The organism is Photobacterium proteolyticum, from assembly GCF_001939735.1.
GTDB lineage: Bacteria > Pseudomonadota > Gammaproteobacteria > Enterobacterales > Vibrionaceae > Photobacterium > Photobacterium proteolyticum.
In genome coordinates this window covers 129757-156125 of sequence record NZ_MJIL01000095.1, presented here as the reverse complement: position 1 = coordinate 156125, position 26369 = coordinate 129757, and the positions used below count along the sequence as shown (strand labels likewise).

The window sequence follows — 26369 nt, the reverse complement described above, 5'->3', positions numbered from 1 at the left end:
TATACATACACTTGCTTATTGGGAAATAAGATTATGGAAAATCAACAAGATACTGTCACCAGCCCGATACATCGACCCTGTCCGGATATGCCGGGCACGGCCAATTTCAACGCCGAGCTAACCAAGAGGTCGGCAAAGATAGTTCATTCACTTCGCGAAAAGTTCGGTTTGACCACTGGCTGTAGTACAGCAGGCGGGAAAGACTTCCGTTTCAGTCGTACTTATCAGGTACAGGCACGCCGCGCACAGATGGCCCTGATGGCGAAAGGGGGTGTGCTATGAAACGGCATCACTTAAAAATCAAACCTGACTACCTGAAAGCCATTCTTGACGGCGATAAGACTTTCGAAATCCGCAAAAACGACCGTGATTTTCAAGTTGGTGACCGTGTGCATTTATACGATGGCGAGCGTTACCTAATCATTCGCATCAAATACATTACTGACTTTGCACAGCAGGAAGGTTATGTCGTGTTCTCCTTCGATTGGATTCATGGGGGCGTGTTATGAAAAGCATTCTTGATGAAGAAATTGAAGAGTATAAAGCTCTATTACCTAATAAGGCGCGCAACTCCCTCACTGATGAGGAAATCGAGCGAGATATTGTAGCGCGGTGTGCCTGTGGGTTTTATCCGCTTCCTTTAAAACAACGCATTGAAATCGTAAGGGAAGCAAACCGACGCGCTATGGTGACGAAAGGGGGCACGCTATGAAAGCTCAGGCCCAAGTTATCCGGATAGATAACAGATTTTTCTATGCCTTTGGCAAAGCCGAGCGTGTGCTAACAGCTTGGAGCCTCGGAGGCGGAAAGCTGTTCTTTAATTCATCTGCTGCTGAAAAAATAACGAAGCAACTGGAGGCTAAAGGTAAAAATCCAGAGCTTTTAAACGTTACGTTGGAGGTAGAAGTATGAGCACCTCAACGCAAAGAATCCCAAAGCAAGTGACCAAAGCCCCTTCGGGGGCGGCGGTTTCTTCTCCGATTATCCAGTCACTCAAGAACGAAATACGAGACAGTATTGCGTTATCAAAAGGATTTCGTGTAATGGGCGAGCGCCGTCAAGCTATCCGGTTTCTGAATGATGCAGCTGATGCTCGTTGCTGTTTGTTGAATGTGATGCGCTTTGTGCGGAGGTCACATGATTAAGACCCTTTTTGTGCTTTTCACTGCTGGGTGCGTTGCGGGGTGGATGGTTGTAGATATTTTTGCGGGGGCGATGTAATGGCCTCACGAAATGCCCAATACGAACAACGCCGAATCGACAAGGGTGAGAAGAAAATCACCCTCTGGGTACCACTTGCTGCGCAAACCGCAACCTATCTATCAACACTGTCCGCGACACTAAAACAGGTCGTTACGTATCACTAGAGAGGGCCGTCACTGATGACGCTAGCAACTAACGACTTGCTGTATGTGGCTGGCGCTGTCCAGCCGCACGACAAAACCGAAGCCGCGCTCAGTCGCGGTTTTTTAGGTTCCGATTTCCAGCGCCAGAACCATATCGGCAATATCAAGGCGCTAAATAGTTTCTTTGCCTCCGAACAGGTCAAGCATGAAGAATCCCTGCCGGAATTTGACGCCGAACACATCCGCGAAGCGGCGGCACGCAGTGACGAAAACAATAGGCTTGTCCAAGGGCGCAAAAGTCCGACACACCCGCAACAGGCCCAATTAGACAAGATTCTGCTACAGGAGCGTAAGTTACAGCGGGGTTCGTGCGTCCTTGATAGTATCGAGTCCGTTTACAACCATGAAGCCCTGTACGCGATTACAGAGCGTGAGGGCGGCGCAAAGATTTTACCGTTTGCCGACGAGGCAACATCCAATGCACCGGAAGTCAGCCCGGCATCGGTCCGGCTGATGAATCGCGAATGGTCAGGACAGTACAAAGTCCAGTATTACACCCAGACGCCAGCAAGTGCCGCCCCGGATGCTGTCTGCGGTGAGCGTTTTACCGAAAAACTGACCAAGCGTGCAGTGAAAAACATTTTCGAGTCTGCGGCCTATGTCTCTGCCTGCCATGGCGGCTTTACCACCTTTCTGACGCTGACATTTTCACAGGAGCAGCGCTGCAAGATTTTCGGCGGCATGAATGCCACCGCCACCGAAACCCCTATCGATATCCAAAAGAACATGGCCGACCCGGTAACCAATATTGCCGGGCCTTACTGCGATATCGATTTCAGCGCTGACGACCCGGCAGCAACCGTCAATATTCTGGATGACGGCACGGTCAAAGTATTGAACGGAAACAGGGAAATTGCCGGGGATTACACGCCGCTGTGCAACCGCCCGAAAGAGCTTTACACGCTGACCAAAACCGCCGAAAGCACCATCGGCAAAGAGGTTTCCCGCTTTATGGACGGGGTGAAAAAAATGTATCACCGCGGCTGGGTGGCTGACCACACGGTTGAGGTGGACGCCGAAAGCGGCGCTAAATTCTGCCCGTTGCCGAAAGTGGAAACCCAGATTGCCGGATACCGCAAGGCGGGAGAATTCGGGCCAACCAAAGAGCCTGCCAACTTCCATTATATCTGGGTGGCCGAATGCCCGGCCAACGATGACGGCGAGCCTAACCCGCACGTGCATGTATTACTGAATTGGTCGGTGCCACAGCAGTTGTTTTCAGCTTGGGCAAACCGTATCGAGGGGATTTGGGGCAACGGCTTTGCTCATCTTGAGCGTATCAGGGAATCAAAAGCCGCCGGAACCTACATCATCAAGGCCGTCGGCTATGCCGCAAAGGGCGACAACGCCGACCAAGGCTTAATTAAGGGTAACCGTTACAACATTGCCCGTTGCAGCCGCGCCCCGGCATGGGAATGCATCGCCAGCTTCGAAGCCGACAACATGGCCGCGATTATCAAGGAGTGCGGCTACAAACTGGAGCAGTGGAAAAAGCCGCTCAGCCGCACCTTGCACCGGATTGAGAAGCAACTAAACCAAACCGTCAAGGCAAGGGCCATCGCCAAAAAGGCAAAAAAACCACAGCAAGAAATCAACAAGCTGAAAGGGCGCATTATCCGCCTTGAAAACCAAGCAAGGGCGACCCGTGACCAGATGAAGGCGCGGTGTGTCCATGCCAGCACCAAGAACCTGTTTTGCATCGCCTTCGATGGCGAACAGGCCGGGAATAAAGCCTATGACTTTTTGCTCTGGGCCGCTGGCGCTCGGGGGTGGTCGATGTCACCGCGAACTGATGACACCGACTATCTCGAAGTGCTCAGGGAAGCCAAGCTAGCCGCTTGGGACAGATACCAGCACAGCTACCACCGATTCCGAGAAAAGCGGGCCTACTGGCACAGCGTTCTGACCGACCCGCTGATACCTCCGACAGAGGGTGACCCCGATATTGAACTGTCTCGCTCAATGGTATTGCGCGAACAGTACGAAACTTTGCAACTAGCAGCTTAGAAGGAAGCAAAACAACATGGAACTGAACCAAATCACATCCGAGTTGCAACAGGAACTCGACAAGGCCAAAGGCAATATGTTCGTCAAAAAGGTGCTGGCACCGCTGCGGCTGATACTGGTCTGGATGAATGGCGTGAACGAAAAACTGACGGAACTGGAGCAAAGGGGGAAACATGGCTAAGGACAAGAACGGCTGGCCCGTTCGCAAAAGTACCAACCCGACATTGGGCGGCATGCGTTGCCGCTGCGGCGATGTGATGACCATTCATCAAGCCAAGGGCAAGCGGGAAAAATTCCTCTATTCGACGTGCGATATTTGCGGCACCGACCAGCGGACGGGCAAGCGCCTCCAGGACAGCTGGTCGCGCTATTTCACCACCATGGACGAACTGTTAGCCAGCGAGCAAACCAAACCGGAGCCACAGAACAATGGGCAGCAAGACGAATCCGACAGCGTCACTGAAAAAGCATCGAAAACACTGTCAGAAACAGGTAGCGAAAGCCGCAATTCTGAAGCAAAGGCACCTCCGACAGCTAGCGCTACAAGCCGAACAGCAACCCAACCGCCAAAGCCAACCCAAACCGATGCGAAGCCGTTCTGGGCAATCTTTCGCGGCATCGTTCTGGGGGCTATTTTCGGCGGCGTCATTACACGATTTTGAGCAAAAAACAAACCTATAGGGAAAGACAATGGACGAGTTAAACCACGATACAGACGGACAGGCCGAAGCCCATACCGACGAGCAAGAAAAGGCACTGATTGCCGCTATGGAAGCCGCTGACGGTGAGGCGGCGAACGATGCTGACTTTGACCCCGAAGCGGCACAGGCAACCGCCAAGCAGGAAGCCGAAGATCAGCAAATGGCACTGATGGGGGCAACCATGACCGCCGAGTTCGGCCTCGGTGCGATTGAGATTGCCGTGCAGTCATTCGTACATCCCCGGTTCCAAATCCCGGAGCGAAACCGTGACGAGGTACTGCAAAACTGTGCCCCGTTACTGGTTAAGTACGGGGCACTGATACCCGAATGGCTGGCGGCCTATCAGGAAGAAATTGCCGCCCTCAAGGCTATCGGCTCGCTGGGCATTGCCAGCTATGGCGAAATTAAGCAGCTACAGGCCGAAGACGCCGCCTTGTTGGCCGAAAAGGAAGCCAGCAATGATGGCGAAACCGAGCCGGGGGCAGTTGACCGGGAGGCAGCCTAATGCAGCCGATTAACCCGAATAATGACCTCGACAACTACCACGTTTCGCTGATAGGGACTTCCGGCAGTGGCAAAACCTCCGCCGTGAAAAAGCTGTTCATCCAGCCGGGTGACCAAGTTGTGATGTTCGACCCGTACGGCGACTATACGGGCAACATCAAAGGCCGGGTGGTGCGGTCATATGAGAAATGGGGGGACTTCTCCCGTGCGGTGATGGCCGGGCGTAAAACCAAGCAAGGGTTCAAGATTGCCAAGACTTTTCGCGGCGAACCGACCCAAGCCGACTTTGACCGCTTTGCTGCACTGGTTTGGGGATGGGGTGACGGTTACCACCCCAAGCCGCTAAAGGCCGTGTTCGAGGAGTGTGCCCAGTTTGCAGACTCGACGGGTAAGGCGGTCGGCAAGCACGGCTCTATCATGCGGGTGGGCCGCAAGTTCGGCATTCACGCTATCAACCCGTTTCAGCGTGGGCAGGAAGTGGCGAAAACTATCCTTGGAAACAGCCGCTATAAATGGGTGGGCATTCAGGCACGTGAAAATGATGCCAAGTACCTTGCACAGGAAACTGGCATACCGTTGCGTGACATCCTGAACTTGAAAAAGCTTGAATACTACCTCAAGGACGGTGACACCATGAACAGCCACACCAAGGGGAAACTCGTTTTTCGATAGCGAAAATGTGCGCTAAATCAAATAAGTGAAAGCCCGTAAGCCTATAGGTTTGCGGGCTTTTTTTTGTTTGCCTTGAAGGCGAATCGCTTGCTTTTCTGACCGGGCTTATTTCGAGTCATAACCAAACAGAGAGCAAATAACATGAGTGCAAAAACGAAAGGCTATGTGATTACGGCTGTGATTGCATTGGTAATCGCCGGGGGCGTTGTCTGGGCATCCAACAACGTTGACGCTGTCGATGACGTAATCGGCTAAGGGAGCAAAAAAGATGGAACTATTGAGTACTCCTTTCGCACCTCGCCCCAAAGAGCTGGACCCGGTTGAGGGTGTAGGCTGGGGCAACCGTGCATCACTGCGTCTGGTCTCCGGCCCGACGTACCACAGTATCGAGCTGGTCACCGATATTCTTGACCCGGCAGATATCGAACGCGTCGAAGTGGCGCTCAACGGTACGCCAAAATTCAGCGTCAGCGGCGAAACGCTGGTCGAGCTACAGGCCCACCGCAAGAACTACGCCGAGCCGGGGCGCTATATCCTGTCGTTTGGTGACCCGACGTTGCGTACCAAAATCGGCGTCCGTCAGACCGACCTTGTCACCTTGGGCGGTGAAATCTGGTTTGTCTACATTACCCTGAAAAGCAAGCCTGCCGCGGATGCCAACGGCAAGGCCATCCATGCACCGAGCATCCGAGGCCGTGCCCATGTACTGCCTGCGCAGGCCGTTCGCTATTACATGCCGCGCCTGTATGAAATTACATGGCATGCTGCCGCCACTGGCCGCACCCCGTTTGATTTCTCCGAACGCAGTCCGGCGCTGAACCTCAAGCGTATCCATTTCAAGGATGAGTCTATCGAGCGCGTTCGCGTCGTGCGTGACGACCTCGAAGAGCTGAACGTCACCAAGGAAGACAACGCGTTTGACTTGGCCCAGTCGAAGAAAGAGCAGTGTGCAGGGTGGTTCAGCCTCGACTTTATCCGCTACGGCTTCGGTGCCGACGGCATGCTTAATACGGCTGCCCGCAAGCAGCTGGCTTTCGAACTGGATAAAAACAAGGTAGGCAGCGTGCCGGTGATTATCGAAGCGGTGGAACAGGTGAATGCATTGCCGGAAGCGGCATAAGGGGGCGGCATGGATTTGCTAGACAGCCTCGGGGAGACCTTGGGCGGCCTGACCGATTCGGTGCTGAGCGGTGGCGAAAAGCTGGTTGATTCTTGGTTTGACCACGAGGCCGACAAGGTCGCGTCTGCCGCACCGGAAGAAAACCGTACCGCTACCCACAAGGAACCCGCCCAGCAACCGACTGGGCAGCCTATTTACCCGATGAGCGCCATGCCGACCAGCATGATGATGTTCGGCGGTTTCGCGGTATTGATGCTGTTCATGTTCCTGATGCTAAGGGGGAAATGATGCCATTACTATTCTGGCCGTTGCTCGCTGGCACTGTGGGCTTTGTCGGCGGATTGTTCACGGGGGAGGCATTCAGCCGCACCCTTAAATTGCTGGTTGCCGTCGTGATGGGCCTTTGGCTCTACAACATCGTGTGGGGGAAAAAGTAATGCTCAGTATTCCGGGACTTACCAACTCCGGCACGATGCCGATTGATGCAGGCGGCGGGGCCGCCGGGCCATCGAGCGCCAAGGCCAATAACAAGTCAGGCTTTCGCGTCGGTGATATCAATATGGGCGGCGGCAGTTCGAACCTGCTGCTGATGGTTGTTGTCCTCGTGGGCATGTGGTTTTTGATGGGTAAGGGGGGCTAATGCACTTTCGATTGATTCGCCCGGCAGCGGCCGACTTTCCGGCACACCTGAAACTGCTCAAACCCGCCTTCGAGGGTTCGGATGACCCCAAGGGCGAATTTGAGTTCGTCCGTGACCTGCTTGAGGACAAGCGGGGCAGCTTCTACCTGTTGACGGGCAAGGGCATCAAGCTATGGTTTGTCAGCCGTCGCCTTGACGGCCGTTTCCATATCGTTGCCATGACGGGCCGCGGATTGGTACAGGCTGCCAGTCACATTATCGAACGCGCTACGAACTGCGGGTACCGGGCTATCAGCTATCACACCTACCGCAAGGGCATGCGTCGGATTCTTGGCCGCTTTGGCTTTGAGCAAACCGAGCAGGTGCGGGAGTTTGACGGCAAGGCCGAGACCGTTCATCAACTGGAACTAGTCGGGGGTGCGCATGGGTAAGGGAGGCAAAAGCTCAAGCAAGAACACCACGACCACAACCAATACCAGCGGCCAGAACGCCATTGACGGCGATAACCTCGGTGTGGCGATTTCGGGCGTCAACGGCTCGAATATCAACGTCAACATGACGGACCACGGAGCCATGGCACGGGCCTCAGAGCTGGGCGAGCTGGCATTGACCAGCAACACCCAGGTGACCAAGGCAGCACTGGACAGCAATGCCGACGTGTCCAAAGCGGCCTTGAAAATGGGCAAGGAGACCGTGGATTCGGCCATGGATTTTGGCCGCGATGCGCTGGCCTCGAACGAGGCCGCACTCGGCAAGTCGTTCGATTTCGGCCGGGATGCCCTCAAGGCCAATGCCGAGGTGTCGAACAATGCGATGAAGCATGTCAGCACAGCCCACGGTGAAAACCTACAGATGCTTGCCGGGCTGGCGGGCAACCAAGCGACACAGAATGCCGAGAACCTCGCGACGATTAAAGACCTTGCGGCGATGAAGGCCGACGGCGGGCAGGTCGCCACCTCCAAGCAGATGACCATGATGGTCGGGCTGATTTTCTTCTTCTTGGCCATGATGGCGATTTTCGGGGGTAAGAAATGACATTTAACCGTGTAATGCAACCGCGCCAGCAGGAGCAGTTTCAGGCAATCGGGGAGTTCCTCTATATCGAGGCATGCCCCGATACCGTGCTCATCCGTACCGAACGTGGCGAGTACCGCCTCAAGCCGGGCGCTCAAATCATCGACAGCAAGTTAACCGGGCGGATTACGGTCGAGAACTTGGGCGAGGCCGGAGCCGTGTCTATTATCTGCGGTTTCGGCCGCTATATCCCACCGACGGACGGGCAGAAAGTGGATGTCACCCAGATGCCCGCGGTGGTGTTCGCACCGGGGCAACAGGTCGATATTGCCAGCCCCGTGATGCTGGCAGACGGGCAGGTGATTGGTATCTCCCAACTGCCGAAAGTCCAGCTAGCCGACGGCCAACAGGTGACCGTGTCACAACTGCCCGCTATCCAACTGGCAGCCAATCAGCAACTGGCGGTGACGCATTTGCCAGACGTTGTACTGGCTGCGGGCCAGCAGGTCGGGGTTACCGAACTGCCCAAGGTCAAACTGGAAACCGGGCAGGCGGTCCGCGTCTATGCCACCACGCCGCTACTGACCAAGCCTGTCGGCGGCGATAGCGTTGCCAGCCAAGTACTGACACTGGCTGCCGGGGCCGCGGTACTGGCAAAGAATACGTCACGCTGTCACGTTTTACTCAAGGCGCCGACCACCAACACACACGCCGTGACCCTCGGCAGTGACTGGGAGCTGACACCGGGCGAGCCGCTGAAACTGGAAACTACCGCCGAGCTGGCCTTTGCCGGGACCGACGGCGATACCATTCAAATTATCGAGGTGAGCCGATGAGCACACTGAAAGACCAGCTGCCTGCGGGCAGCGCACGCAACAAAATTGAGTTTCTGGCCGAGCTAATGGAAATGACCGTTGCCGAGCTGTACGAGAAAATCGACGGGCTTGGCGGGGCCGAGAACCTGCTGGTCAATCCGAAGTTTAATGAGGGCTGGACATCGCAATCCGGTGCCTTGGCGCACATGGTCCGCAGCATGCACATGACCGCAGGCGTAAAGCCGGATTTGTCCCTGACGGTGGGCAACGGCCGCGGCTCGATGCTGGTTACCAATGGCTGGGCCATGGAGGTGCCTTTTGACAAAACCCAGAGCTATCCGGCACTGGTAGCCAACGGCCGCCCAATGAGCTGGAAACAGACCGTAGACAGGGAAAGCGGCGCGCTACAAGTACTGTGCCGGGACTTTACCTTGTATCAGGTGGTCACGGTGCCGATGAACGGCATGGACCACACGGCACTGAAAGGGCGCTTCACCCTGACCGGGGTGAAAGGCTCGACGGTCACGGTGGGGATTGCCAAGCTGAGCCCCTACAGCAACAGCATGGACTTGAGCTGGCGATATGGCGAAAACACCTACGTCATGGACAAAGACCATCATATCGATGAGCCGATTACTGTAGAGACCAAAAGCGTCGATTTATACCAGTATGCCCGCTCCGGTCCCGGCATGTTCGCGCTGTTCCTCAAGGTAGAGAACGGCGGCAGCGCGTATATCTATGACGCGGCGCTCTGGCATAGCGGGGTGCATGGCGACAGTCCGGCCCGGTTTATCAATCGCCGCCAGCCCGACAGCTACGGCCATTTCATTGACAGCGACCCCTTATCCGGTGCCGCCAAGGTTGAAACGGTGGCACCCAATACCGTCAAGTACAGCTTCAACCGCCATTTCCCGTACATGTACGACCCGCGGCAGCACTTAATTATTAACTGCCGCGACTACAAGAGCGCCAAGGTGACGGACATCAAGCCGGATTCTTTCACCATTGAGTTTAGCCAGGCGGACTACACCAAGCTGAACGGGATGAACGACTTCGGGTATAACTTCTGGCTGCAATACAGCTCGATGCCCGTCGGACTCGGGTTCTACCGATGAAATGGCTGTTGGCGTTGGCCCTCGTTTTACTTTGGCTCAACAGCCGCAAACAGGCCGCCCGCTCGGGTGGCCTTTCATGGCAACAACTCACAGGGATGACAGACACTATGGCATCAGGACAAAACCGCGGAATTCGCAACAATAACCCGCTCAACATCGAATACAGCAAGCGCAACAAGTGGCACGGGCAGGTCGGCAGTGACGGCCGTTTCTGCATCTTCGAGGATGATAAATGGGGCTTCCGGGCAGGTACCCGCGTGCTGCGCAGCTACCAGAAGCGCGGCATCAACACCATCGAGAGCATCGTGCACACCTTTGCCCCGAGCCACGAAAACGAGAGCGACCATTACGCCGACTTGGTGGCCCGGTGGACGGGCTACGGAAAGCACGACTTGCTCGACGTTCGCAACGACAACACCGCCGCGGTACTGATACAAGCCATGGCACGGATGGAAGTCGGCTATCGCTACACCATGAGTGAAGTCATGGAAGGGGTAACACTGGCATGAGCCCCGCCACCAAAATCGTCGCCACCAAGATTGCAATCAGCGTTGCCGGGATGGTTCTCGGCGCGTACACCCTTAAATTCTTACGTTCACAAGGACTGTTATGATTAACTTCAAGAAACTGCTTAACCTGAAAGAATCCAGCACCAAAACCGGACTAATGCTGCTCGGCAGTGCTGCCGTGGGCCTGCTGACCGGGAACAGCGAGCTGGTCACCGTCACCCTTGGCGCGTCCGGTGCTCAGATTGGCGGAGCCATTCCAATTGCAGCCGCTGCCACGATTGGCCTTTGGGACGTCGCCCGCAAGGAAAAAGGCTAGGGGGCTTCTATGGATGTCTACCAGACTGTGCTGGTCGCTGCGGCAACTGGCTTTTTCTCGGCCTTTGGTACCGGGATTGCCATGAAAACGGATATTGACTGGTTAAAAAAGATTATTGAGAACCATGAAAAGCGAATAGCATGTATCGAAAGACGGAAGTAGAATGTTCTTGATAGTTTTGTGACTAGATTTATGTACACAAAGGCTCAATAAGTAATACAATTCATCAATTAAAGTATTGTCTTGGGGTTGTTATGATTGTTGGGCTTTTTTTATCAAACTATAAGTGTTACGAAAATGGCCATTTTATATCGTTTTCTGAACATGGTGTATCAAACTTTAACATTTTAATTGGAGATAACGGAGTAGGAAAGTCTTCAATACTAGATGCTTTAAATTGCATCTTAAATAATGTTGAAGCTAAAAAATGGGAAACAACTGTTGGTAAAAAGAATGATAGAACCAGTATTTTTCCTGTTTTTCTCATTGAAAAGAAACTATTTAAAGGCTCATCAAAATATAACAAGCAATACAACTCAATTTCTGATGCATTTTGGAACTTTGACTTCACTCAATATCAAACAAATGACAATGCAAAATCATTTATAGCTTTAAGAGAAAGGATAAAGTCTGATGTAAATACTGAAGACTACTATTTATTTGCTATAGGGAAAAACAAAAAGAATGATATTTTAATGACAACGTTGTTTGACAGTAAAGTTCGTAACCTGACAAGAAAGGATTCAGTTTCAAAAGAGGTGGTCAACCAGTTATATAAAGATATCCTTAGCCATTATAGTTACATTTACTTCCCAATAGAAAGCCAGGTTAACGAGTTTCTAAATCTTCAAGCGAAAGAACTCCAATCATTGATGGATAAGAGTGTTGTTGATGAGATTAAACAACTTTTGGACAAAAAGGATATAACGGTTGATACTGAAAACCCAAGAAAGGCAAAAAAAAGCATCATAAGTATCATTAATGATAAGCTAGAAGATTATATAAGTGATATAAATAGTAGGATAGATAATAGCTATAGCTTTATCGCCAAGGATAACCACAAAAAATCAATTAAATCTTCCGATGTTATCGATATTGTAATAAATGAGTTCTTTAGTATCAGAGAACTAACGAAAAATCAGAAGAAACTAAAAAGCTTAAGCTCTGGTCAACAGCGTGTAGCTTTAATCGATGTAGCTACTAAGTTACTTTCTACAGACTCAGAAAAAGCAACTGAAACTATTCTAGCCATTGATGAGCCCGAAAGCTCCCTTGATAGCCAACACAGATTTGAACAATTTTCACTGCTAATGGACCTTGCGGAAAAGTATAAGCGCAACATATTCATAACCACTCACTGGTATGGCTTGTTATTAAGACCTACAACAGGAATGCTCCATTACATAGACACTAAAGATAATAATGAAATAACGTATAATAGTTATCCGCTAACTAATCTTTATGACTATAGACGGTCTTTCCCTGAGTCATTAGAAATGAAGAGTTATTTCGATTTGATGAGTTCTGTGTTATCGATAATCAAGAAGAAAGATGTCAAATGGATTATATGTGAAGGGTATGAGGATGCAATTTACCTTAATACATATTTAAATGATGACAACATTATTGTTTTGCCATTCAATGGTAATGGTAATGTGAAAAAGATATTTGAATTCTTATCTGTCCCCTTTGATGACAAGCAAGAAAGAAGAGCTATTAAAGGTAAGGTTTATTGCTTAATTGATACGGATACATCAAACTTGATAAAAGTTGAACGTTATACTTCTAAAAAATTTGATGATAAATTGTTTTTTGAACGATTAGGGTACGATAAAAACAATCTTGAAATTAAATTAAACTCTGTTTCATCTCCTGACGCAACAACTGTAACAATAGAGGACTGCTTAAACCCCACTGTTTTCTATGCAGCGCTTCAGCTCATAGCGCCGGAAAATGAAACTATTGCTCAATATTTGAAACATGTCGAGTTTGTAGAAGGGTTTAAGTATTCTTTAATTAATCACGGTATACCTTGGCTTGAGAAAAAAGATATGGATGGATACAAGATACATCCAAAATTTATAGAAGAACTATCAAATGAAAAAGTAAAATATCAACTGGCAATTAAATATCAGGAGTGCCAAAGTTTTATAAAAGCTGATACACCTGCATGGGTTGAAGATATAAAGAATAAATTAAAATAATCAAAGCCCGCAACCGCGGGCTTTTTCATACCCGCAGGCTAGGGAGCCTGCTTGTTCCGCTTGGCCTGTATCCTCCGGTACTCCTTCTTCTTGGCCTTGGTGACCGTGTCACTTTGGACTGCTTTCACCCGGCGACCGCCACGGAACGGCAGCGGCGTCACCACGTTGGAGCGCACCGGGACGTAGTCCAGTTCGTACATCCGTTTCAGGGCGTGGTACTCGTCGACGCGCTCGGCCCACGAGTCCAGCTCCTTGGGGCTGAAACGGCGCCCGGTGGGCGTGACGATGACCGCGTAATCCTCGTCGACCCGGAAACCGCGCCAGCGGGTATCGTCCGGCAGGTAGCCGCGGGCGCGGATAATCAGCAGCTTCTCGGCCATCGGGTTGACGTCCATCCAGCCGGACAGCCAGCGCTTGACGGTGACCGGGCTGACGTGGAACCACGCCGCGGCCTCGGGAATGGACCTGAAATGGAGCCAGAACAACTTCACAAACGATTCATGGAGCATGATGTACCTCGCAAAAAATTCATCCAGTTAAAAGTTATTTCCGATGGATACCGCAGACACGATTGCTGGCGACGATGGAACACGGCGTACGGACACCAGCGCCACAGAGTCCGCGTTTCGGCACGGACCAATCTAGCCGCAAACCAAGCGGGCAAAAATGGCGACGTTTCGGTTTAACTAACTGTTTCCAAGGACTTTTTTACGAAGAATGACGAAGGTATCGGCGCTGACCCAAAGATGTTAAATCATAACCCCTTAGTGCGCATTATGTACCTTATGTTAAATATGCTGGGTTTTGAGGGTAAGAACATGTTTTCTTTATACCTTTCCTCCTATTCTCTCAATGTGCATGGTGCAGCCTTCCAGTACTGTACAATTTAACAGTATTACGGATTTACCATAAAATAGGTAATTTACACCTATTTTTAAGCTCTGCTGCAAATGTTCAGTTTGCCTAGTGCTTCAAAGCTAGCTTGAATTACAAGAGCTATCTGTTAACTGCCGTACGTTCCCCTGCAGTTAACAGATAAGAAAAAGCCCGAGAGCTTCCCGGGCTTCAGTTGTTAAGCTTCTGCGATTAACCGCCAGCTAGTTTTACTGTGTGGCCTTTTTTCTCTAGCGTGGCTTTGATGACGTCACGCTTGTCGCCCTGGATCTCGATATTGCCATCTTTCACGGAGCCACCACAGCCGCAAACTTTCTTCAGTTCTGCAGCCAGTAGCTTTAATTGAGCGTCTTCAAGATCAAGGCCAGTCACAATGCAGACTCCTTTGCCTTTTCTACCTTTGGTTTGGCGTTGAATGCGAACAACACCGTCACCTTTTGGGCGTTGCGGTGCGGCTTTCTCTTCTTTGATTCGGCCTGTCTCTGTGGAAAATACCAAACGGCTGTTATCACTCATTGGGAAAAAATCTCGTCTACTTTCTGGGATTTGTGAACCTGGTAATAAGTTCGTTGCTCAATGTTGCAGATTACCAGTTACCGAATATTATCAATAAATGGTAGTAAAACGGAAACTCTTATGATTCGTAATGTAATCTTTGACTTTGGTGCTGTTCTTTTCCACTGGGATCCTCACCAAATTGTGGCTTCTTTTACAGATTCTACCGATGAGCAACACCTCCTTTTAGAAGAAGTCTTTCATCATCCCGACTGGCTCTCACTTGATCGAGGCACTATGCTGATGGCTGAAGTTATTCCTAAGTTTGCGGCAAGAACCGGAATAACCGTCTCGCGTATGGAAGATTTTTTCGAACACATCATCAATAGCCTGGTGAAAATTACAGAAACCGAAGAGCTTTTGTACCGGCTGCTGGATCATCACTATTCCGTTTATTATCTCACCAATATGAGCAGTGCTTTTTTTGAAACACTCAATGAACGAAACGATTTCATCTCTCTTTTTAAAGGTGGCATTGTCTCTGGAAAAGAACTGATGATGAAGCCCGATCCAGATATCTATGAGCTACTCATCGAGCGATATGATTTGGTGCCTAGCGAGACGCTCTACATTGATGACCACGAGCAAAATGTCAATGCTGCACAAGCTTTTGGCTTCCAAACCATACAATTTGAGCTATCTGCGTCATGTTTTCATAAAATTAACAAGATCTTGGATATAAATTAGTATTCTTTAGAAAGATTGAGTGTGTTCAGTATGCTGTTTTAGTAAGCTGGAACGTACTTATTAATCTGGTGTCTACATTGAAAACGACTGATTATTTTAGGAGCTCGTGTGAAGAAACTTCTGCTACCCGCCTTGATACTGTTTTCGGTAACCGGTGCAAACTTAGCAATGGCTGACGGTAAAGCGAGTAAAGATAAGTCGATTGTCGGGCAAGTTGAGACAATCAAAGTTTATGAGCTTGAACTCGACTATAAAGCACGTATCGATACCGGTGCGAAAACAACGTCAATACATGCGACCAATATTAAAGTAACTGGCGAAGAAAGCGACAGTGATGATATGCGTGATCACCTTGGGGAAACCGTTGAGTTTACCTCGATAAATGAGAATGGTGATGAAGCGACATATAAAGGAAAAATCATCAAAGTTAGCAAGATTCGCAATGCCCAAGGTGTTGAGCGACGCTACGCTGTAAAAATGGATTTAGGCTGGAATGGCGAACACAAACGCGTTGCAGTCAATTTACGAGACAGAAGCAAGCTCGACTACAAATTACTCATCGGCCGCAACTGGCTAAGTGGTGATTATTTAGTCGATGTTGATAAGCTTGACGAAGACGATTAATCATTTATAACCTAAACCTAAACGCCTTTGAGGCGTTTAGGTTAGTGAAAAATAGTAAGCTTACCCTACTCTATTTCTGTTGTTGTTTGAGCTTTTCAATAACAGCATCTAAATGCTTTTTAATTGCGATGGGCGATCCTTTCAATAATCGTCCACGTAATATCACATACCACTCATTAGGCTTCCCGCTGTCATTCATCAACTTAAAGCCTTTATAATCTTCAATCTTTTGATCTGCTTGCTGAGCTTGAGATCCAACAGTTGCAAACTTCTCTGGCGGCATGAATGCTTTCATGTCACACCACCAGTCGATGCTTTTCTTAACCAAAGTCAGTTTACTTGATACTGGACGACCATTAATTGTGGTTTTCCAGCCATCAGGGTCACCTGTTGCATTTTCAATGTTGTGCCCTCGATGGAATATTCTTTTCTTCATCCACACTCCTCAACAAAGTTGAGTTAAATCTCTGTACAAAAAACAAGCATCAAAAAAAAATCTCTCTCGATATAATAAGTATTGTTACAAAAACTCATTAAATCCAGTGTTATTGAAGCATTTAGTTGCCCATTTGTCTTCTTGTTAAGCTTATAAATTTGTTGTCAGTGTGATTTTTTTACTCTTCACTATGTACTAATTTATCTTTGGTATATCTTTATAATTATAGTGCACTAGAAGGTTATCATTAAATGGCCAAGAAAATTCCACCTATCGATAATGAAGAGCAGCTGCGCCTCAGCATCAAAACATTCGCTGGGTTTATCGAATCTACTGAGCCATGGGAAGAGCTTACGCACAGCCAATACGCTAAAAATACGCTGGTTGCTTTTAAGAATGATTGGAATAGCTTTGTTGCTTTCTGCATAGAAAATAAAGTGCCATGTTTGCCTGCAAAGTCAGATACAGTGCATAGGTACATTGACCAGATGTCCCGCTCTCGAAAGCTAGCTAGCCTAAAGCGTTACATGGTAACAATCAGTTTGGTGCATCGTTGCCATAATCTTACCGACCCCTGCTCCCACACCGAAATACGCCTTGAGATGCAAAAGCAGCAACTCAGAAAGCATGACGATTACCGTAATGCTTCAGCCTTTAGAGATGAACACTTACAAAAGCTTCTCTATCAATTTGAGCTTTCCACCAAAGTGAAAGATATCCGCGACATGGCGATTTGGGCCGTCTCATTCGAAGCAATGCTTAAACGCAGCGAGCTTGCTGCACTCACGATTGATTCATTGGAAATACATGCAGATGGTTTGATTGACCTCTTAGTTAACGGCCGAAGCATTGCCCTTAGCTCGGTATCGTCTAAAGCATTGCAGCGATGGCTTGTTATAAGCATGATTTGTGAGGGTTTTGTTTTCCGTCGTATCGATCGCCACAGCAACATAGGTGATAAGCCACTGGATCATTCATCAATTTATCGTGTATTTCGACGAGCCAGCGATGAACTGAACTTACCGTCATCCGCCCTATTCTCCGGGCAGTCGCCACGAGTTGGTGCCGCTAAGGATTTAGCTGATTCCGGCCTTTCAATTAACGAAATTCAAGAACAGGGACGCTGGAAAAGCCCGGCAATGCCGGCTCAATACGTAGGCAATACCGATCGTCACGACAAAGAAATCGCCAAGTATGTTAAGCCTAAGCCATGGGAAAAATGAGTATGGTATAGAATATGGAGATAATTCAAAAGTTATAGTGCATTAGTAGAGCTATATTGGGCTATTGCTCGGAAGGACTGTCGGCCCAATGTTCTCTTGGTCCTTGTTGAATATCAATCAGTACAGTGATCCGCTCAAACAAACGCTGCAACGGTTTTAGTTCGCCAAAGTAACCCATTTGATTGGCGTCGACCCACTCTTTGAGATTGATGCCTTCCCAACACACTTCATAGCCGGCATTAATCGCAAGGATTTCGAAAAAGATACGTTGCACCCTGCCATTACCTTCACGAAATGGGTGAATTATATTCAGCTCGCAGTAATAGTGCGCCATACGTTTGATAAACGTATCGAACGGCAGGCCGCAAAGGAACTCCTCTTGTTCCAGCTCGTTGAAGAGCTTTTCAGCTTCACGCTGAATATTCTCCATATGGCAAAACCGTGTTTGCCCTTTTGTAATATCGACCTGGCGTATTTGGCCGGCCCATAAGTACAAATCCTGGAACAAATGTTGATGGATTTTTTGAAGATAAGCCAGATTGAATTGATCAAACTCGGGCACAAAGTGTTCTGCCCGAACGCGGGTAAAATCTCGTTCTGCAAGCTCAAGCTCGTCTTCATCCTTGATAGATAAGCGATTCTTGAGAATAGTCGTACCGGAATAACAGTCCGGGTCTTGGTTTACACCATATTTATCTCGCATAGCGCTGTTTTAATCTGGCAATTTTAACGGATTCTGTAGATCGATCTATGTCGCTATCCATCTTCGTTGGCTCAACATCGAAACCTTCAAGCTGCAGACTCGCCCTGTAATTTCGAGCTCGCAAAGCTTCAAACCGTTCACGTTTTTGTTTCGTTGTCAGCATACTTTTCCTTTCTGTATCTATACCCAGTATTGCATCTCCAGACAGAATCGCCAATTTGGCCGGGGGAAAGCTCTCCTCCGGCCAAAGCGTAGTTTATACTGCAGCCGCTTTAATGGCTTTCTCCAGATATACGCTAAACGAGTGGCCATTATGCTCCAGCATTTGAGGGAACATAGAAATTGGCGTCATACCCGGGAACGTATTTATCTCATTAAGCAAGACTTCATTGTCTTCGCTGAGGAAAAAATCAATACGTGACAGATCTTTTAGCTTCATATGTACAAACGCTTTACGCGCATAATGGCGGATCTGTTCAACTTGTTCTTCAGTCAGATCACGCGCTTCAACCGTTGTTGTAGAGTGGCTGTCTGAGCTGTACTTCTCTTCATAGGTATAGAACTTGTCAGCCGGACACGATACTTCACCTGGCTTGGTGATCACCAGCTCATCGCCATATTGATAAGCTGCGATTTCAAGCTCACGGGGCTTGATAGCCTTTTCAATAAGAACTTGCTCAGAATAGGTAAACGCCTTATTTACCGCATCATCTAGTTCAGCAATGTTCGCGACATGGTAGCAGCCGACCGAGGAGCCCTGACAAGCGGCTTTAATGAAGACCTCTCCCCATTTTTCCAAAGCGGCAGCAGCTTGTGCATGTGCCGCTTCGTTATTATCACTCAGAAAAACGTAAGGCGTATTTGGAATGTTTAGTGCATCAAACCACAGTTTGGTGGTGATTTTGTTGAAGCAATTGGTGCTGGCCTCTGCGCCACAACCAAAGTATGGCAGTTTCGCCATATCAAGAAACGACTGGAGATCACCGGTTTCGCCAGGATAGCCGTGAACACATGGGATCACATAATTAACTTGCGTCTTCTGATCGCCAACTTGCAATGAGCGGTCAAGATTTAGCTGACAATGAGTACCTTCACTGTCAAACCAACCGCTCTCTTTCATTTCAACGCGGGTGTAGGTAATGCCATCAATCTTCTGGAGCTGCTGTTCCACAAAGTTAGCAGAAACGAGAGAAACTTCATGCTCGGCGCTTCCGCCGCCGCACAGTAATAAAACATGGATTGAGCTCATTATCATCCCTTGTAGTACAAGCCGGCAGATCTTGTGTTGCCAGCCATTAATTTGTTCAGCTTAACGTCAAAGCGTATCTCCGCCCATCCGACGCTCAAGCTATCATTCTGACTCAATAGTAATAAAAAAAACGGACGTATTGCACCTTACAGATCAGTTATCAGTGAAATATTTCATTAAATTAACATTGGTTGAGCATAAAAGTCGCGATAACTGATTGAAGTTAACGTTTTCAGCTGCTTGGGCGGCATCGATTGGACATCATGACTTCTGTCTGAATTTCCGGATATAAAAAAAGAGAGCAAGCTTGCTCTCTTTTCCATTGATTAGTTCAGCTTTGTCAGCTTAGGCGTCGGTGATGACTTAATCTCTTTCAGGCTGCGGATAAATGGACCGTAGTCTTTTACGTTTTGTGGCAATGCTGCCAGAGCCCTTTTCGCCTGTTCGCGTGTATCAAACTGGCCGTATAACAAGGTATACCAAGGTAAGCCATCAAGCTCTTTTTTGTTCATCCAGACAGGCTGATCCGATGGCAGTTTATTCATATAAGGTCGGAAACCTCTATTATGGCTCAATGCCAATACCTGAATTGTATATCCACCAGAAGCGGCCTTAGCATATTTGTAAACAGGCTTCTTCGGCTTAGGCGTTTGCTTTTTAGCCATTTGCTCTTCAGGATGCTGAGGCGATATTTTGACAACCTGTTTTACCGGTTTAGGTTTAACGGTTTCTTCAGTTAAGGCAATCACTGTCTGTTCAGTTTTTGCTTTTTGCATCTGTTCTAGTGAGCGAAGTTGCTCTGCCGTGTAACTTTCTTCAGATGAAGAGGTTACAATTTGCATATTTTCACTGTCTGACGCACACCCGGCTAGTGCCGTTACTACGGCGAACACGGCGATTTTCTTCATTATTACTCTGCCAAATAAGATCTCTGCTTTCATTCTGCCGTTGCTTCTAAGCCCAATCAACCCTTACTTTACGATAGATCAATAACTATCTGTCATTCGTCACATGATTCTGATGTAAAATACGTCATTCTTGTTAATTCGGAGCTTCAAATGGCCGATCCTCATATTCAGAGCGAGCTCGACAGCCTGGATAAATTAACCGTCATTCTATATCGCTGTGCCCTAACCGCAGCAGCTGCTATCTTGTTGATAATCTCTTGGAAAACTGAGTTAGCTATCCCAGCCATTGTGATCACCGCGCTTATTGCTGCAAGCACTGTTCATATCTACGATAAACGTTTTCGGTGGTTAATCATCGGCAGCGGGATGTTTGCCGCTATTTGGCTAATTCTTGATATATGGTCACCGCTTGCATTGGGAGCTGCTTTATTTACCTTTAGTGCACTCGCAATTAAAGAGTATTTTTGCTTTCAGATAAAAATACTGACTCTAACGCCATTGGCCCTCGCCGGTTACTGGTTCTGTTTTGTCTTCGGATTACCTCAGATTAGCCTTATTTTCAGCCTGGTCGGCGCCGTACTGTTAGCTATTGCCACCATTGCAAAATGGCGTATGCCGCTGCACTACGATATTGGTGATAAAAGTCGCTACCAAGTCTAACCATTTGGGTACTGCTTTCACTATTACGAGGCAATGCCCATTTTTATGGCTAAAAAGCTATTGATTCAAACAAGTTGCCATTGATCACAGCTCGCAAACTTTAGTCGGAAACTCCAATCTTCATCCGTTAGACTCTGGTGTAACTCTCATAAATGTCGGGTGAAGTTATGGATGGACTGGACAAACTACTCAAGCCGAAATCAATCACAGTAATTGGGGCATCAGATAGCCCCAACCGGGCAGGATACGTTGTTATCAGAAACCTGCTCTCAGGTAGTTTTCACGGGCCTATAATGCCTGTCACCCCAAAATATGATGCCGTTGCCGGTGTACTCGCCTACCCTACAATTGCCAGCCTTCCCCGTGTTCCGGATCTCGCCATTGTCTGTACCAATGCCCATCGTAATGTCGACATTATTCGCCAACTTGGTGAGAAAGGCGTTAAGGTAGCAATCGTGCTCGCTGCCGGTATGAATAGCGATTTCGACGGTAACGGTGAGACCGAAGAAGCTCGTATGTACGCGGTAGCAAAACAGTTCGATATGCGTATTGTGGGCCCGAACAGCATGGGCTTAATTCTGCCATGGCTCAACCTCAATGCTTCCTTTTCACCTATTGCGGCCAATAAAGGCAATATCGCATTCGTTTCCCAGTCAGCCGCCGTTTGCACCACCATTCTGGATTGGGCCAAAGACAAGAGCATCGGCTTTTCAACTTTTCTCTCGCTGGGCGATGCCTGTGATATTAATTTTGCCGAGCTGCTCGACTCACTCTGCCGCGACAGCAAAACAGAGGCCATTCTCTTATATGTAGATTCAATCAAGGATGCCCGACGCTTTATGTCAGCGGCGCGTGCCGCTGCACGTAACCGACGGATCCTGGTACTCAAAAGTGGGCGAACCCGAGCCGGTGGCGCAGCTGCACATCTTCATACTGGCGGAGAAGTTGGACTCGATGCCGTCTATGATGCGGCTATTCGACGCTCAGGTATGCTACGGGTACACAATACCCATGAGCTTTTTGCAGCTGTTGAGACACTTGCCCACTCAGTCCCTCTGCGTGGCGAACGCCTTGCCATCATCACCAATGGCGGCGGCCCGGCAATTATGGCTGTTGACGCGCTTTCAGACCGAGGCGGCAAACTGGCCGAGCTTAGTGCAGAAACCACCAGCAAGTTGTCTGAAGTGTTACCTGCTTGCTGGTCGCATTCCAATCCGATCGATATTATCGGCGATGCCGACATTAACCGTTATGAAAAGGCCGTTCGGATATTGCTCGACAGCGATGATTTCGATGCATTGCTTATTATGCACTCTCCTTCTGCTATCGCTCCCGGCCACGAAACCGCCAAACGGCTTGTTCATGTTCTGCAGTCCCATCCCCGTAGCAAACGCTTTAACATTCTGACTAACTGGGCTGGCGAGAATGAGGCGGCGGCCTCACGACAAATTTTTACTGAGGCCGGATTTCCTGCCTATCGTACCCCTGAAAGTGCGGTATCGGCCTTCATGCATTTGGTCGAATACCGCCGTAATCAGAAGCAATTGATGGAAACACCAGTTTCGTTCGGCGAGACTCAAGCCAACCCTCGCCACGTTCACGACGTGTTAAACCATCTGCTTGCCCAAGGTGTTTCTGAACTTGAAACCCATGAAGTTCGCCCGGTACTTGAAAGCTATGGTTTCAACACGCTCCCTACATGGATTGCTGAAGATCCCGCAGAAGCTGCACATATTGCCGAGCAAATTGGCTATCCGGTCGCGGTAAAACTTCGCTCCCCAGATATACGTCATAAATCAGAAGTACACGGGGTAATGCTGCATCTACGCACGGCAGCAGAAGTCGCCAATGGTGCCCAGGCCATTTTGGATCGTGTTTCAATCGACTATCCGAACGCCCAAATTGACGGGCTGTTAGTTCAGCGAATGGCAAAACGCTCCGGAGCCCAGGAGCTTCGTATCTCGGTTCACAATGACTCCATATTTGGCCCGGTTATTCTGATGGGAGAAGACGCTGCCGAGTGGGATATTCACAAAGATGCTGCAGTGGCTATTCCGCCGCTCAATATGGCTCTTGCGCGTTATATGGTTATCAACGCCATTAAGACAGGCAAGATCAAACAACGTAGCCTGCCAGAACGTATCGATATACCGGCATTGTGTAAGTTGCTGGTTAAGATTTCCCAACTGATCATTGATTGCCCGGAGATCATTAGCTTTGATATTCATCCTCTGCTGGCTTCTGGCGATGAGATGACCGTGATTGACGCTTCGATGACGATTAAGCAATTTACCGGCGACAAGCAAAAACGCCTGGCAATACGCCCTTACCCTAAAGAATATGAAGAAGAAGTTTCGTTGAAGGACGGTTCTTCAATCCTGCTTCGCCCGATCTTGCCCGAAGATGAACCGAAACATAAATCCTTTATCTCGAAAGTCTCTGTCGATGACTTATACCGTCGTTTTTTCTCTGATGTTGGGGAATTAAACCATGAGGCTCTGGCCAATCTAACACAGATTGACTACGACCGGGAAATGGCCTTTGTCGCTACCCGCCAAATCACTTTGGATAATGGTGAAGAAGATGAAGTGATCATCGGAGTAACCCGCGCCTTGTCGGACCCTGAAAATGAAGAAGCAGAATTTGCGATTTTGGTCCGCTCGGATCTTAAAGGGATCGGGCTGGGACGTATTTTAATGGACAAGATCATCAGCTATTGCCAACAGCGCGGGCTACAGCGAATTTCAGGAATGACTATGCCTTCTAACCGCGGGATGATCATGCTGGCGCAAAAAGTCGGCTTTGAAATTGATATCCAAATGGAAGACGGCATTGTCGAAATGCTGCTGCCATTGAAGACATCAAGTTAACGTTATTTCGCCCTATTACACAAATGGCGCCCAATATGGCGCCATTTTTACATCAAGCAATTTTACTAATTATACTTCTTTTTCCATAAGCTCTCGATGTGCTTGATACACCAAGTTTTTGCTTTGCCCATACGGCTTCGATTCCAGGCTAACACCATATCCAACTCGTAAACCGGATCATCACCGATCACAACAAGTTCGCCATTTTTAATCGCTTCCTCCGCATAGCAAGTCGACATTGTCGCAATGCCCATTCCTGCTTTAAGCGCCACAAATTTATCGTACATGGAGCTTACCGTAAGCAGCGGTTGTTCATCTAAAATATTGTGCGTTAGTGGTGGTAAATTTCTGGCGGTATCTGCTACGGCAATACCACGATACTGCTGCCTGACTTGTGGATCCAATGGGTTCTTGTGCTTATGGATAGGGTGATCCGGATGCGCTACCCAGATAGTATCAAGTTTACCTATTGGCTGAATCTTCACATCTGGTGGGGCAACGCTCGGTGCGGGTGCAATCAGGAGATCAGCTCTGTCCTGTGCGAGAGCCTCCCAACATCCGGCAAGAATTTCTTCCTGAAAGCGGATACGTGTTTTGCTGACTTTTGCCAACCCGTCCACCAGCGGCAACATATTGTCGAGCTTAACCAGGCCATCATATGCAATAGTAATATCCAATTCCCAGCCATGGGCCAACGCACTAGCATCAGAAATCATTTCATCCGCCGCCGTTAGCAACAGGCGACCTCGTTCCAGCAGTAAATGGCCAGCTTTGGTAAACGCAGCCTTATGGCCGGAGCGATCGAAAATCACTAAGTCCAGATCCTGCTCTAGTTTCTGCACCTGATAACTCAAAGAAGACGGCGCTCGCCCCAGTTCTTCTGAAGCAGCAGCAAAACTTCCCCGGCGCTCAATAGCATCCAGCACTAATAGCGCTTCGAAAGACAATAATTTGTTCACATCTACTCCCAGTTGTGACCCTGACATCCTTGTTATCGTTGTATCACATATCTCAGCGCCATTCCCATGAAAAAGAACAGTTTTACATTGCTATACATTGCCTCTAGCCGTTTCTGGTGCTCACGGGGATTTAAGAAGAGCCACAAAGACAAAAGTGGCCATTCAAATTAATGAATAGCCAATCATTTGTGAAAGTATTTCCCCGAGAAATTTCTGACTTTAGTGATAATTAAGTCAGAAAATTGCATAAAGATTATTGTTAAGTCTTGCTTGCAAGATCCTGGCTGAGATTCACATCACCAACGCCAATTTCAATATTAATCTGTTGAGTTCCTGCTCCGGTAATCGTGAGCTGATCAGAAACGATTACTCGCTCCTTCACCAAATTGCCCTGCTCAAACCCGTGAACCTGAATTTCACCGACACCAACAGCAGCCCGGACATGCTCATAATCCGTGCTATTTACACCAACCCAAGCTGAACCAACACCGATATCTGCTGAGAGCGTCTGGCTAAAACCATTAATCTCCACATTACCGACACCAAGTTGAAGCTGCAGTGCGAGCTCTTTAGGAACATTCAGAGTCCAATCCTGACTTATCCCGTCTTCATCAATCATTAAATGCAGTGTCTGGTCGGTGACTTGCGTTGAAAGCACCAGAGCATCAAGATCAGTAGCAAAGAAAGACCACCCCGATGAATTGTCCTCGACGTCTACACGATAAGTCACAGCACCGTCATCAACAACCTGGACATTGACCATTCCAACCGGGACTTCCATTACCAACTCGTGCAGCGCCTGCTCGCTGACATCGATGCTCCCCGTAAACGTCCGCTTATCCTTGGCTACTACAATATTACTTAAAGAAAACAGCGCTATGAAAACAATAAGTAAGCCAAATCCTTTCTTCATGTCGATTCCTTTAACCTACGATATGATTATTGTCTTAAGTTCATAGCAGGTAACATGCCAGAAATATAAACCCATATTTTCAACAACTTATATCATTCACCCTGAAACAAGCCTTTTCTTGGTGGTTATTTTAGCCACCGCATGGCAAATATAACCACCTACACAATGCGATCCATATCCAGAGTTCGTTTCTAAGCACAAAAGAATAAGCATTTAATTGATCTGCATTAATATTGATTAAAATGATTTACTCTACAGTGTCTGGCAAGTGACCGGGAAGACTAGAATTGATTTAAAATCAAAGATTAAGGATTGATCATTATGGAAAAACCCCCACAATCGCTTTCACAGACTATTACATACCTCAAGCACTGCTCATCGCAACTTATGACAAATCGCGCTATCTCCCCTGCTAGTATCTCGATTCAGCGCATTCATGAAATCGCCTCCATTGAATACCTCGAGCTCGATCGTGCATCCAAGCAAGTAACCAGTATCCAGAAAGACCTTTTCCGTGCGATTCATGCACTAGATGGTGATGATAAAGCCGCAGTAAGAGAAGCCCTCTCTGACATCATTTATCAGTTAAACAGTGAGATCCTCGTGCCAGCATCCAAGGATGACAAACTAGCTTGTGATCCTGCTCTTGCAGGCTAAATCAAGGT

General features: G+C 48.5%; 38 protein-coding genes. 29 read left to right on the top strand and 9 right to left on the bottom strand.

What is annotated here, in order from left to right; genetic code table 11:
- Positions 1-33: 33 nt before the first annotated feature.
- From BIT28_RS24150 to BIT28_RS24060, 23 genes are all read left to right on the top strand, one after another.
- Complete coding sequence (locus BIT28_RS24150; protein WP_075767500.1) at positions 34-282, top strand: hypothetical protein; 249 nt, start codon at positions 34-36, stop codon at positions 280-282.
- On the top strand, positions 279-509 hold the full coding sequence (locus BIT28_RS24145) for a DUF3850 domain-containing protein (protein WP_075767499.1): 231 nt from the start codon (positions 279-281) through the stop codon (positions 507-509). Before BIT28_RS24150 ends, BIT28_RS24145 begins: the two co-directional genes overlap by 4 nt.
- A complete protein-coding gene (locus tag BIT28_RS24140; protein ID WP_075767498.1) occupies positions 506-712 on the top strand; it encodes a hypothetical protein in 207 nt (68 codons plus the stop codon). Before BIT28_RS24145 ends, BIT28_RS24140 begins: the two co-directional genes overlap by 4 nt.
- Entirely contained in the window at positions 709-912 is a 204-nt protein-coding gene (locus BIT28_RS24135; RefSeq protein WP_075767497.1) for a hypothetical protein, read from the top strand. Before BIT28_RS24140 ends, BIT28_RS24135 begins: the two co-directional genes overlap by 4 nt.
- Complete coding sequence (locus BIT28_RS24130; RefSeq protein WP_075767496.1) at positions 909-1145, top strand: hypothetical protein; 237 nt, start codon at positions 909-911, stop codon at positions 1143-1145. Before BIT28_RS24135 ends, BIT28_RS24130 begins: the two co-directional genes overlap by 4 nt.
- A gap of 75 nt (positions 1146-1220) precedes the next feature.
- Entirely contained in the window at positions 1221-1367 is a 147-nt protein-coding gene (locus BIT28_RS29730) for a hypothetical protein (RefSeq protein WP_175577598.1), read from the top strand.
- A 15-nt stretch (positions 1368-1382) separates the two neighbouring features.
- Entirely contained in the window at positions 1383-3413 is a 2031-nt protein-coding gene (locus tag BIT28_RS24125; protein ID WP_075767495.1) for a hypothetical protein, read from the top strand.
- A gap of 16 nt (positions 3414-3429) precedes the next feature.
- Entirely contained in the window at positions 3430-3594 is a 165-nt protein-coding gene (locus BIT28_RS29725) for a hypothetical protein (protein WP_175577602.1), read from the top strand.
- Entirely contained in the window at positions 3587-4075 is a 489-nt protein-coding gene (locus BIT28_RS24120) for a hypothetical protein (protein WP_075767494.1), read from the top strand. The genes BIT28_RS29725 and BIT28_RS24120 overlap by 8 nt, the downstream gene beginning before the upstream one ends.
- 28 nt (positions 4076-4103) lie before the next feature.
- The gene (locus BIT28_RS24115) at positions 4104-4619 is read left to right on the top strand and encodes a hypothetical protein (RefSeq protein WP_075767493.1); all 516 of its coding nucleotides are present in this window, start codon (positions 4104-4106) and stop codon (positions 4617-4619) included.
- Positions 4619-5290: a type IV secretory system conjugative DNA transfer family protein gene (locus BIT28_RS24110; protein ID WP_075767492.1), complete on the top strand. Its 672-nt coding sequence runs from the start codon at positions 4619-4621 to the stop codon at positions 5288-5290. The genes BIT28_RS24115 and BIT28_RS24110 overlap by 1 nt, the downstream gene beginning before the upstream one ends.
- A gap of 268 nt (positions 5291-5558) precedes the next feature.
- Positions 5559-6410 (top strand): major capsid protein P2, encoded by an 852-nt coding sequence (locus tag BIT28_RS24105; protein ID WP_075767491.1) that lies wholly within the window; start codon positions 5559-5561, stop codon positions 6408-6410.
- Between the two features lie 9 nt (positions 6411-6419).
- The gene (locus BIT28_RS24100) at positions 6420-6698 is read left to right on the top strand and encodes a hypothetical protein (RefSeq protein ID WP_075767490.1); all 279 of its coding nucleotides are present in this window, start codon (positions 6420-6422) and stop codon (positions 6696-6698) included.
- Positions 6695-6847, top strand: a complete 153-nt coding sequence (locus BIT28_RS29720) for a hypothetical protein (RefSeq protein ID WP_175577597.1) — start codon at positions 6695-6697, stop codon at positions 6845-6847. The genes BIT28_RS24100 and BIT28_RS29720 overlap by 4 nt, the downstream gene beginning before the upstream one ends.
- Entirely contained in the window at positions 6847-7050 is a 204-nt protein-coding gene (locus BIT28_RS24095) for a hypothetical protein (RefSeq protein ID WP_075767489.1), read from the top strand. The genes BIT28_RS29720 and BIT28_RS24095 overlap by 1 nt, the downstream gene beginning before the upstream one ends.
- Positions 7050-7481: a hypothetical protein gene (locus BIT28_RS24090; protein WP_075767488.1), complete on the top strand. Its 432-nt coding sequence runs from the start codon at positions 7050-7052 to the stop codon at positions 7479-7481. The genes BIT28_RS24095 and BIT28_RS24090 overlap by 1 nt, the downstream gene beginning before the upstream one ends.
- Positions 7474-8085 (top strand): hypothetical protein, encoded by a 612-nt coding sequence (locus BIT28_RS24085; protein WP_075767487.1) that lies wholly within the window; start codon positions 7474-7476, stop codon positions 8083-8085. The genes BIT28_RS24090 and BIT28_RS24085 overlap by 8 nt, the downstream gene beginning before the upstream one ends.
- Positions 8082-8900, top strand: a complete 819-nt coding sequence (locus BIT28_RS24080; RefSeq protein ID WP_075767486.1) for a hypothetical protein — start codon at positions 8082-8084, stop codon at positions 8898-8900. The genes BIT28_RS24085 and BIT28_RS24080 overlap by 4 nt, the downstream gene beginning before the upstream one ends.
- A complete protein-coding gene (locus tag BIT28_RS24075) occupies positions 8897-9994 on the top strand; it encodes a hypothetical protein (protein WP_075767485.1) in 1098 nt (365 codons plus the stop codon). The genes BIT28_RS24080 and BIT28_RS24075 overlap by 4 nt, the downstream gene beginning before the upstream one ends.
- Complete coding sequence (locus tag BIT28_RS24070) at positions 9991-10503, top strand: virion protein (protein ID WP_083652116.1); 513 nt, start codon at positions 9991-9993, stop codon at positions 10501-10503. Before BIT28_RS24075 ends, BIT28_RS24070 begins: the two co-directional genes overlap by 4 nt.
- 100 nt (positions 10504-10603) lie before the next feature.
- Positions 10604-10819 carry a hypothetical protein gene (locus BIT28_RS24065; RefSeq protein WP_075767484.1) on the top strand — a complete coding sequence of 72 codons (216 nt, stop codon included), beginning with the start codon at positions 10604-10606 and terminating at the stop codon, positions 10817-10819.
- Between the two features lie 9 nt (positions 10820-10828).
- Positions 10829-10981 (top strand): hypothetical protein, encoded by a 153-nt coding sequence (locus BIT28_RS29715; RefSeq protein ID WP_175577601.1) that lies wholly within the window; start codon positions 10829-10831, stop codon positions 10979-10981.
- Between the two features lie 92 nt (positions 10982-11073).
- Positions 11074-13023, top strand: a complete 1950-nt coding sequence (locus BIT28_RS24060) for an ATP-dependent nuclease (protein WP_075767483.1) — start codon at positions 11074-11076, stop codon at positions 13021-13023.
- Positions 13024-13061: 38 nt separating this feature from the next.
- Here the strand turns inward: BIT28_RS24060 and BIT28_RS24055 are convergent, their stop codons facing one another.
- The gene (locus BIT28_RS24055) at positions 13062-13532 is read right to left on the bottom strand and encodes a phage protein (RefSeq protein ID WP_075767482.1); all 471 of its coding nucleotides are present in this window, start codon (positions 13530-13532) and stop codon (positions 13062-13064) included.
- Between the two features lie 577 nt (positions 13533-14109).
- On the bottom strand, positions 14110-14433 hold the full coding sequence (gene yciH, locus BIT28_RS24050) for a stress response translation initiation inhibitor YciH (protein ID WP_075767481.1): 324 nt from the start codon (positions 14431-14433) through the stop codon (positions 14110-14112).
- 120 nt (positions 14434-14553) lie between these two features.
- On the opposite strand from yciH, the gene BIT28_RS24045 reads away from it, so the two are divergent.
- On the top strand, positions 14554-15159 hold the full coding sequence (locus BIT28_RS24045; protein WP_075767480.1) for an HAD family hydrolase: 606 nt from the start codon (positions 14554-14556) through the stop codon (positions 15157-15159).
- Between the two features lie 108 nt (positions 15160-15267).
- Positions 15268-15783: an ATP-dependent zinc protease family protein gene (locus BIT28_RS24040; protein ID WP_075767479.1), complete on the top strand. Its 516-nt coding sequence runs from the start codon at positions 15268-15270 to the stop codon at positions 15781-15783.
- A 70-nt stretch (positions 15784-15853) separates the two neighbouring features.
- On the opposite strand, the gene BIT28_RS24035 is transcribed toward BIT28_RS24040, so the two are convergent.
- Positions 15854-16219: a DUF3319 domain-containing protein gene (locus tag BIT28_RS24035; protein WP_075767478.1), complete on the bottom strand. Its 366-nt coding sequence runs from the start codon at positions 16217-16219 to the stop codon at positions 15854-15856.
- 251 nt (positions 16220-16470) lie between these two features.
- On the opposite strand from BIT28_RS24035, the gene BIT28_RS24030 reads away from it, so the two are divergent.
- The gene (locus BIT28_RS24030; protein WP_075767477.1) at positions 16471-17442 is read left to right on the top strand and encodes a tyrosine-type recombinase/integrase; all 972 of its coding nucleotides are present in this window, start codon (positions 16471-16473) and stop codon (positions 17440-17442) included.
- Between the two features lie 61 nt (positions 17443-17503).
- Here the strand turns inward: BIT28_RS24030 and BIT28_RS24025 are convergent, their stop codons facing one another.
- From BIT28_RS24025 to BIT28_RS24010, 4 genes are all read right to left on the bottom strand, one after another.
- On the bottom strand, positions 17504-18145 hold the full coding sequence (locus tag BIT28_RS24025) for a putative adenosine monophosphate-protein transferase Fic (RefSeq protein WP_075767476.1): 642 nt from the start codon (positions 18143-18145) through the stop codon (positions 17504-17506).
- Positions 18135-18308, bottom strand: a complete 174-nt coding sequence (locus tag BIT28_RS30435) for a YhfG family protein (protein ID WP_083652114.1) — start codon at positions 18306-18308, stop codon at positions 18135-18137. Before BIT28_RS30435 ends, BIT28_RS24025 begins: the two co-directional genes overlap by 11 nt.
- Positions 18309-18401: 93 nt before the next feature.
- Positions 18402-19394: a D-alanine--D-alanine ligase gene (locus BIT28_RS24015; protein WP_075767475.1), complete on the bottom strand. Its 993-nt coding sequence runs from the start codon at positions 19392-19394 to the stop codon at positions 18402-18404.
- A gap of 326 nt (positions 19395-19720) precedes the next feature.
- Entirely contained in the window at positions 19721-20302 is a 582-nt protein-coding gene (locus BIT28_RS24010) for an SPOR domain-containing protein (protein ID WP_075767632.1), read from the bottom strand.
- A gap of 150 nt (positions 20303-20452) precedes the next feature.
- Between BIT28_RS24010 and BIT28_RS24005 the strand changes: the two genes are divergently transcribed.
- Positions 20453-20962: a DUF2301 domain-containing membrane protein gene (locus BIT28_RS24005; RefSeq protein WP_075767474.1), complete on the top strand. Its 510-nt coding sequence runs from the start codon at positions 20453-20455 to the stop codon at positions 20960-20962.
- 167 nt (positions 20963-21129) lie between these two features.
- Complete coding sequence (locus BIT28_RS24000; protein ID WP_075767631.1) at positions 21130-23832, top strand: bifunctional acetate--CoA ligase family protein/GNAT family N-acetyltransferase; 2703 nt, start codon at positions 21130-21132, stop codon at positions 23830-23832.
- A 65-nt stretch (positions 23833-23897) separates the two neighbouring features.
- Here BIT28_RS24000 and BIT28_RS23995 read toward each other — a convergent pair whose 3' ends face one another.
- Positions 23898-24791: a LysR family transcriptional regulator gene (locus tag BIT28_RS23995; protein ID WP_083652112.1), complete on the bottom strand. Its 894-nt coding sequence runs from the start codon at positions 24789-24791 to the stop codon at positions 23898-23900.
- Positions 24792-25050: 259 nt separating this feature from the next.
- Complete coding sequence (locus BIT28_RS23990; RefSeq protein WP_075767472.1) at positions 25051-25704, bottom strand: hypothetical protein; 654 nt, start codon at positions 25702-25704, stop codon at positions 25051-25053.
- Positions 25705-26025: 321 nt separating this feature from the next.
- On the opposite strand from BIT28_RS23990, the gene BIT28_RS23985 reads away from it, so the two are divergent.
- Positions 26026-26361: a hypothetical protein gene (locus BIT28_RS23985; protein ID WP_075767471.1), complete on the top strand. Its 336-nt coding sequence runs from the start codon at positions 26026-26028 to the stop codon at positions 26359-26361.
- The last annotated feature ends 8 nt before the right edge of the window (positions 26362-26369 follow it).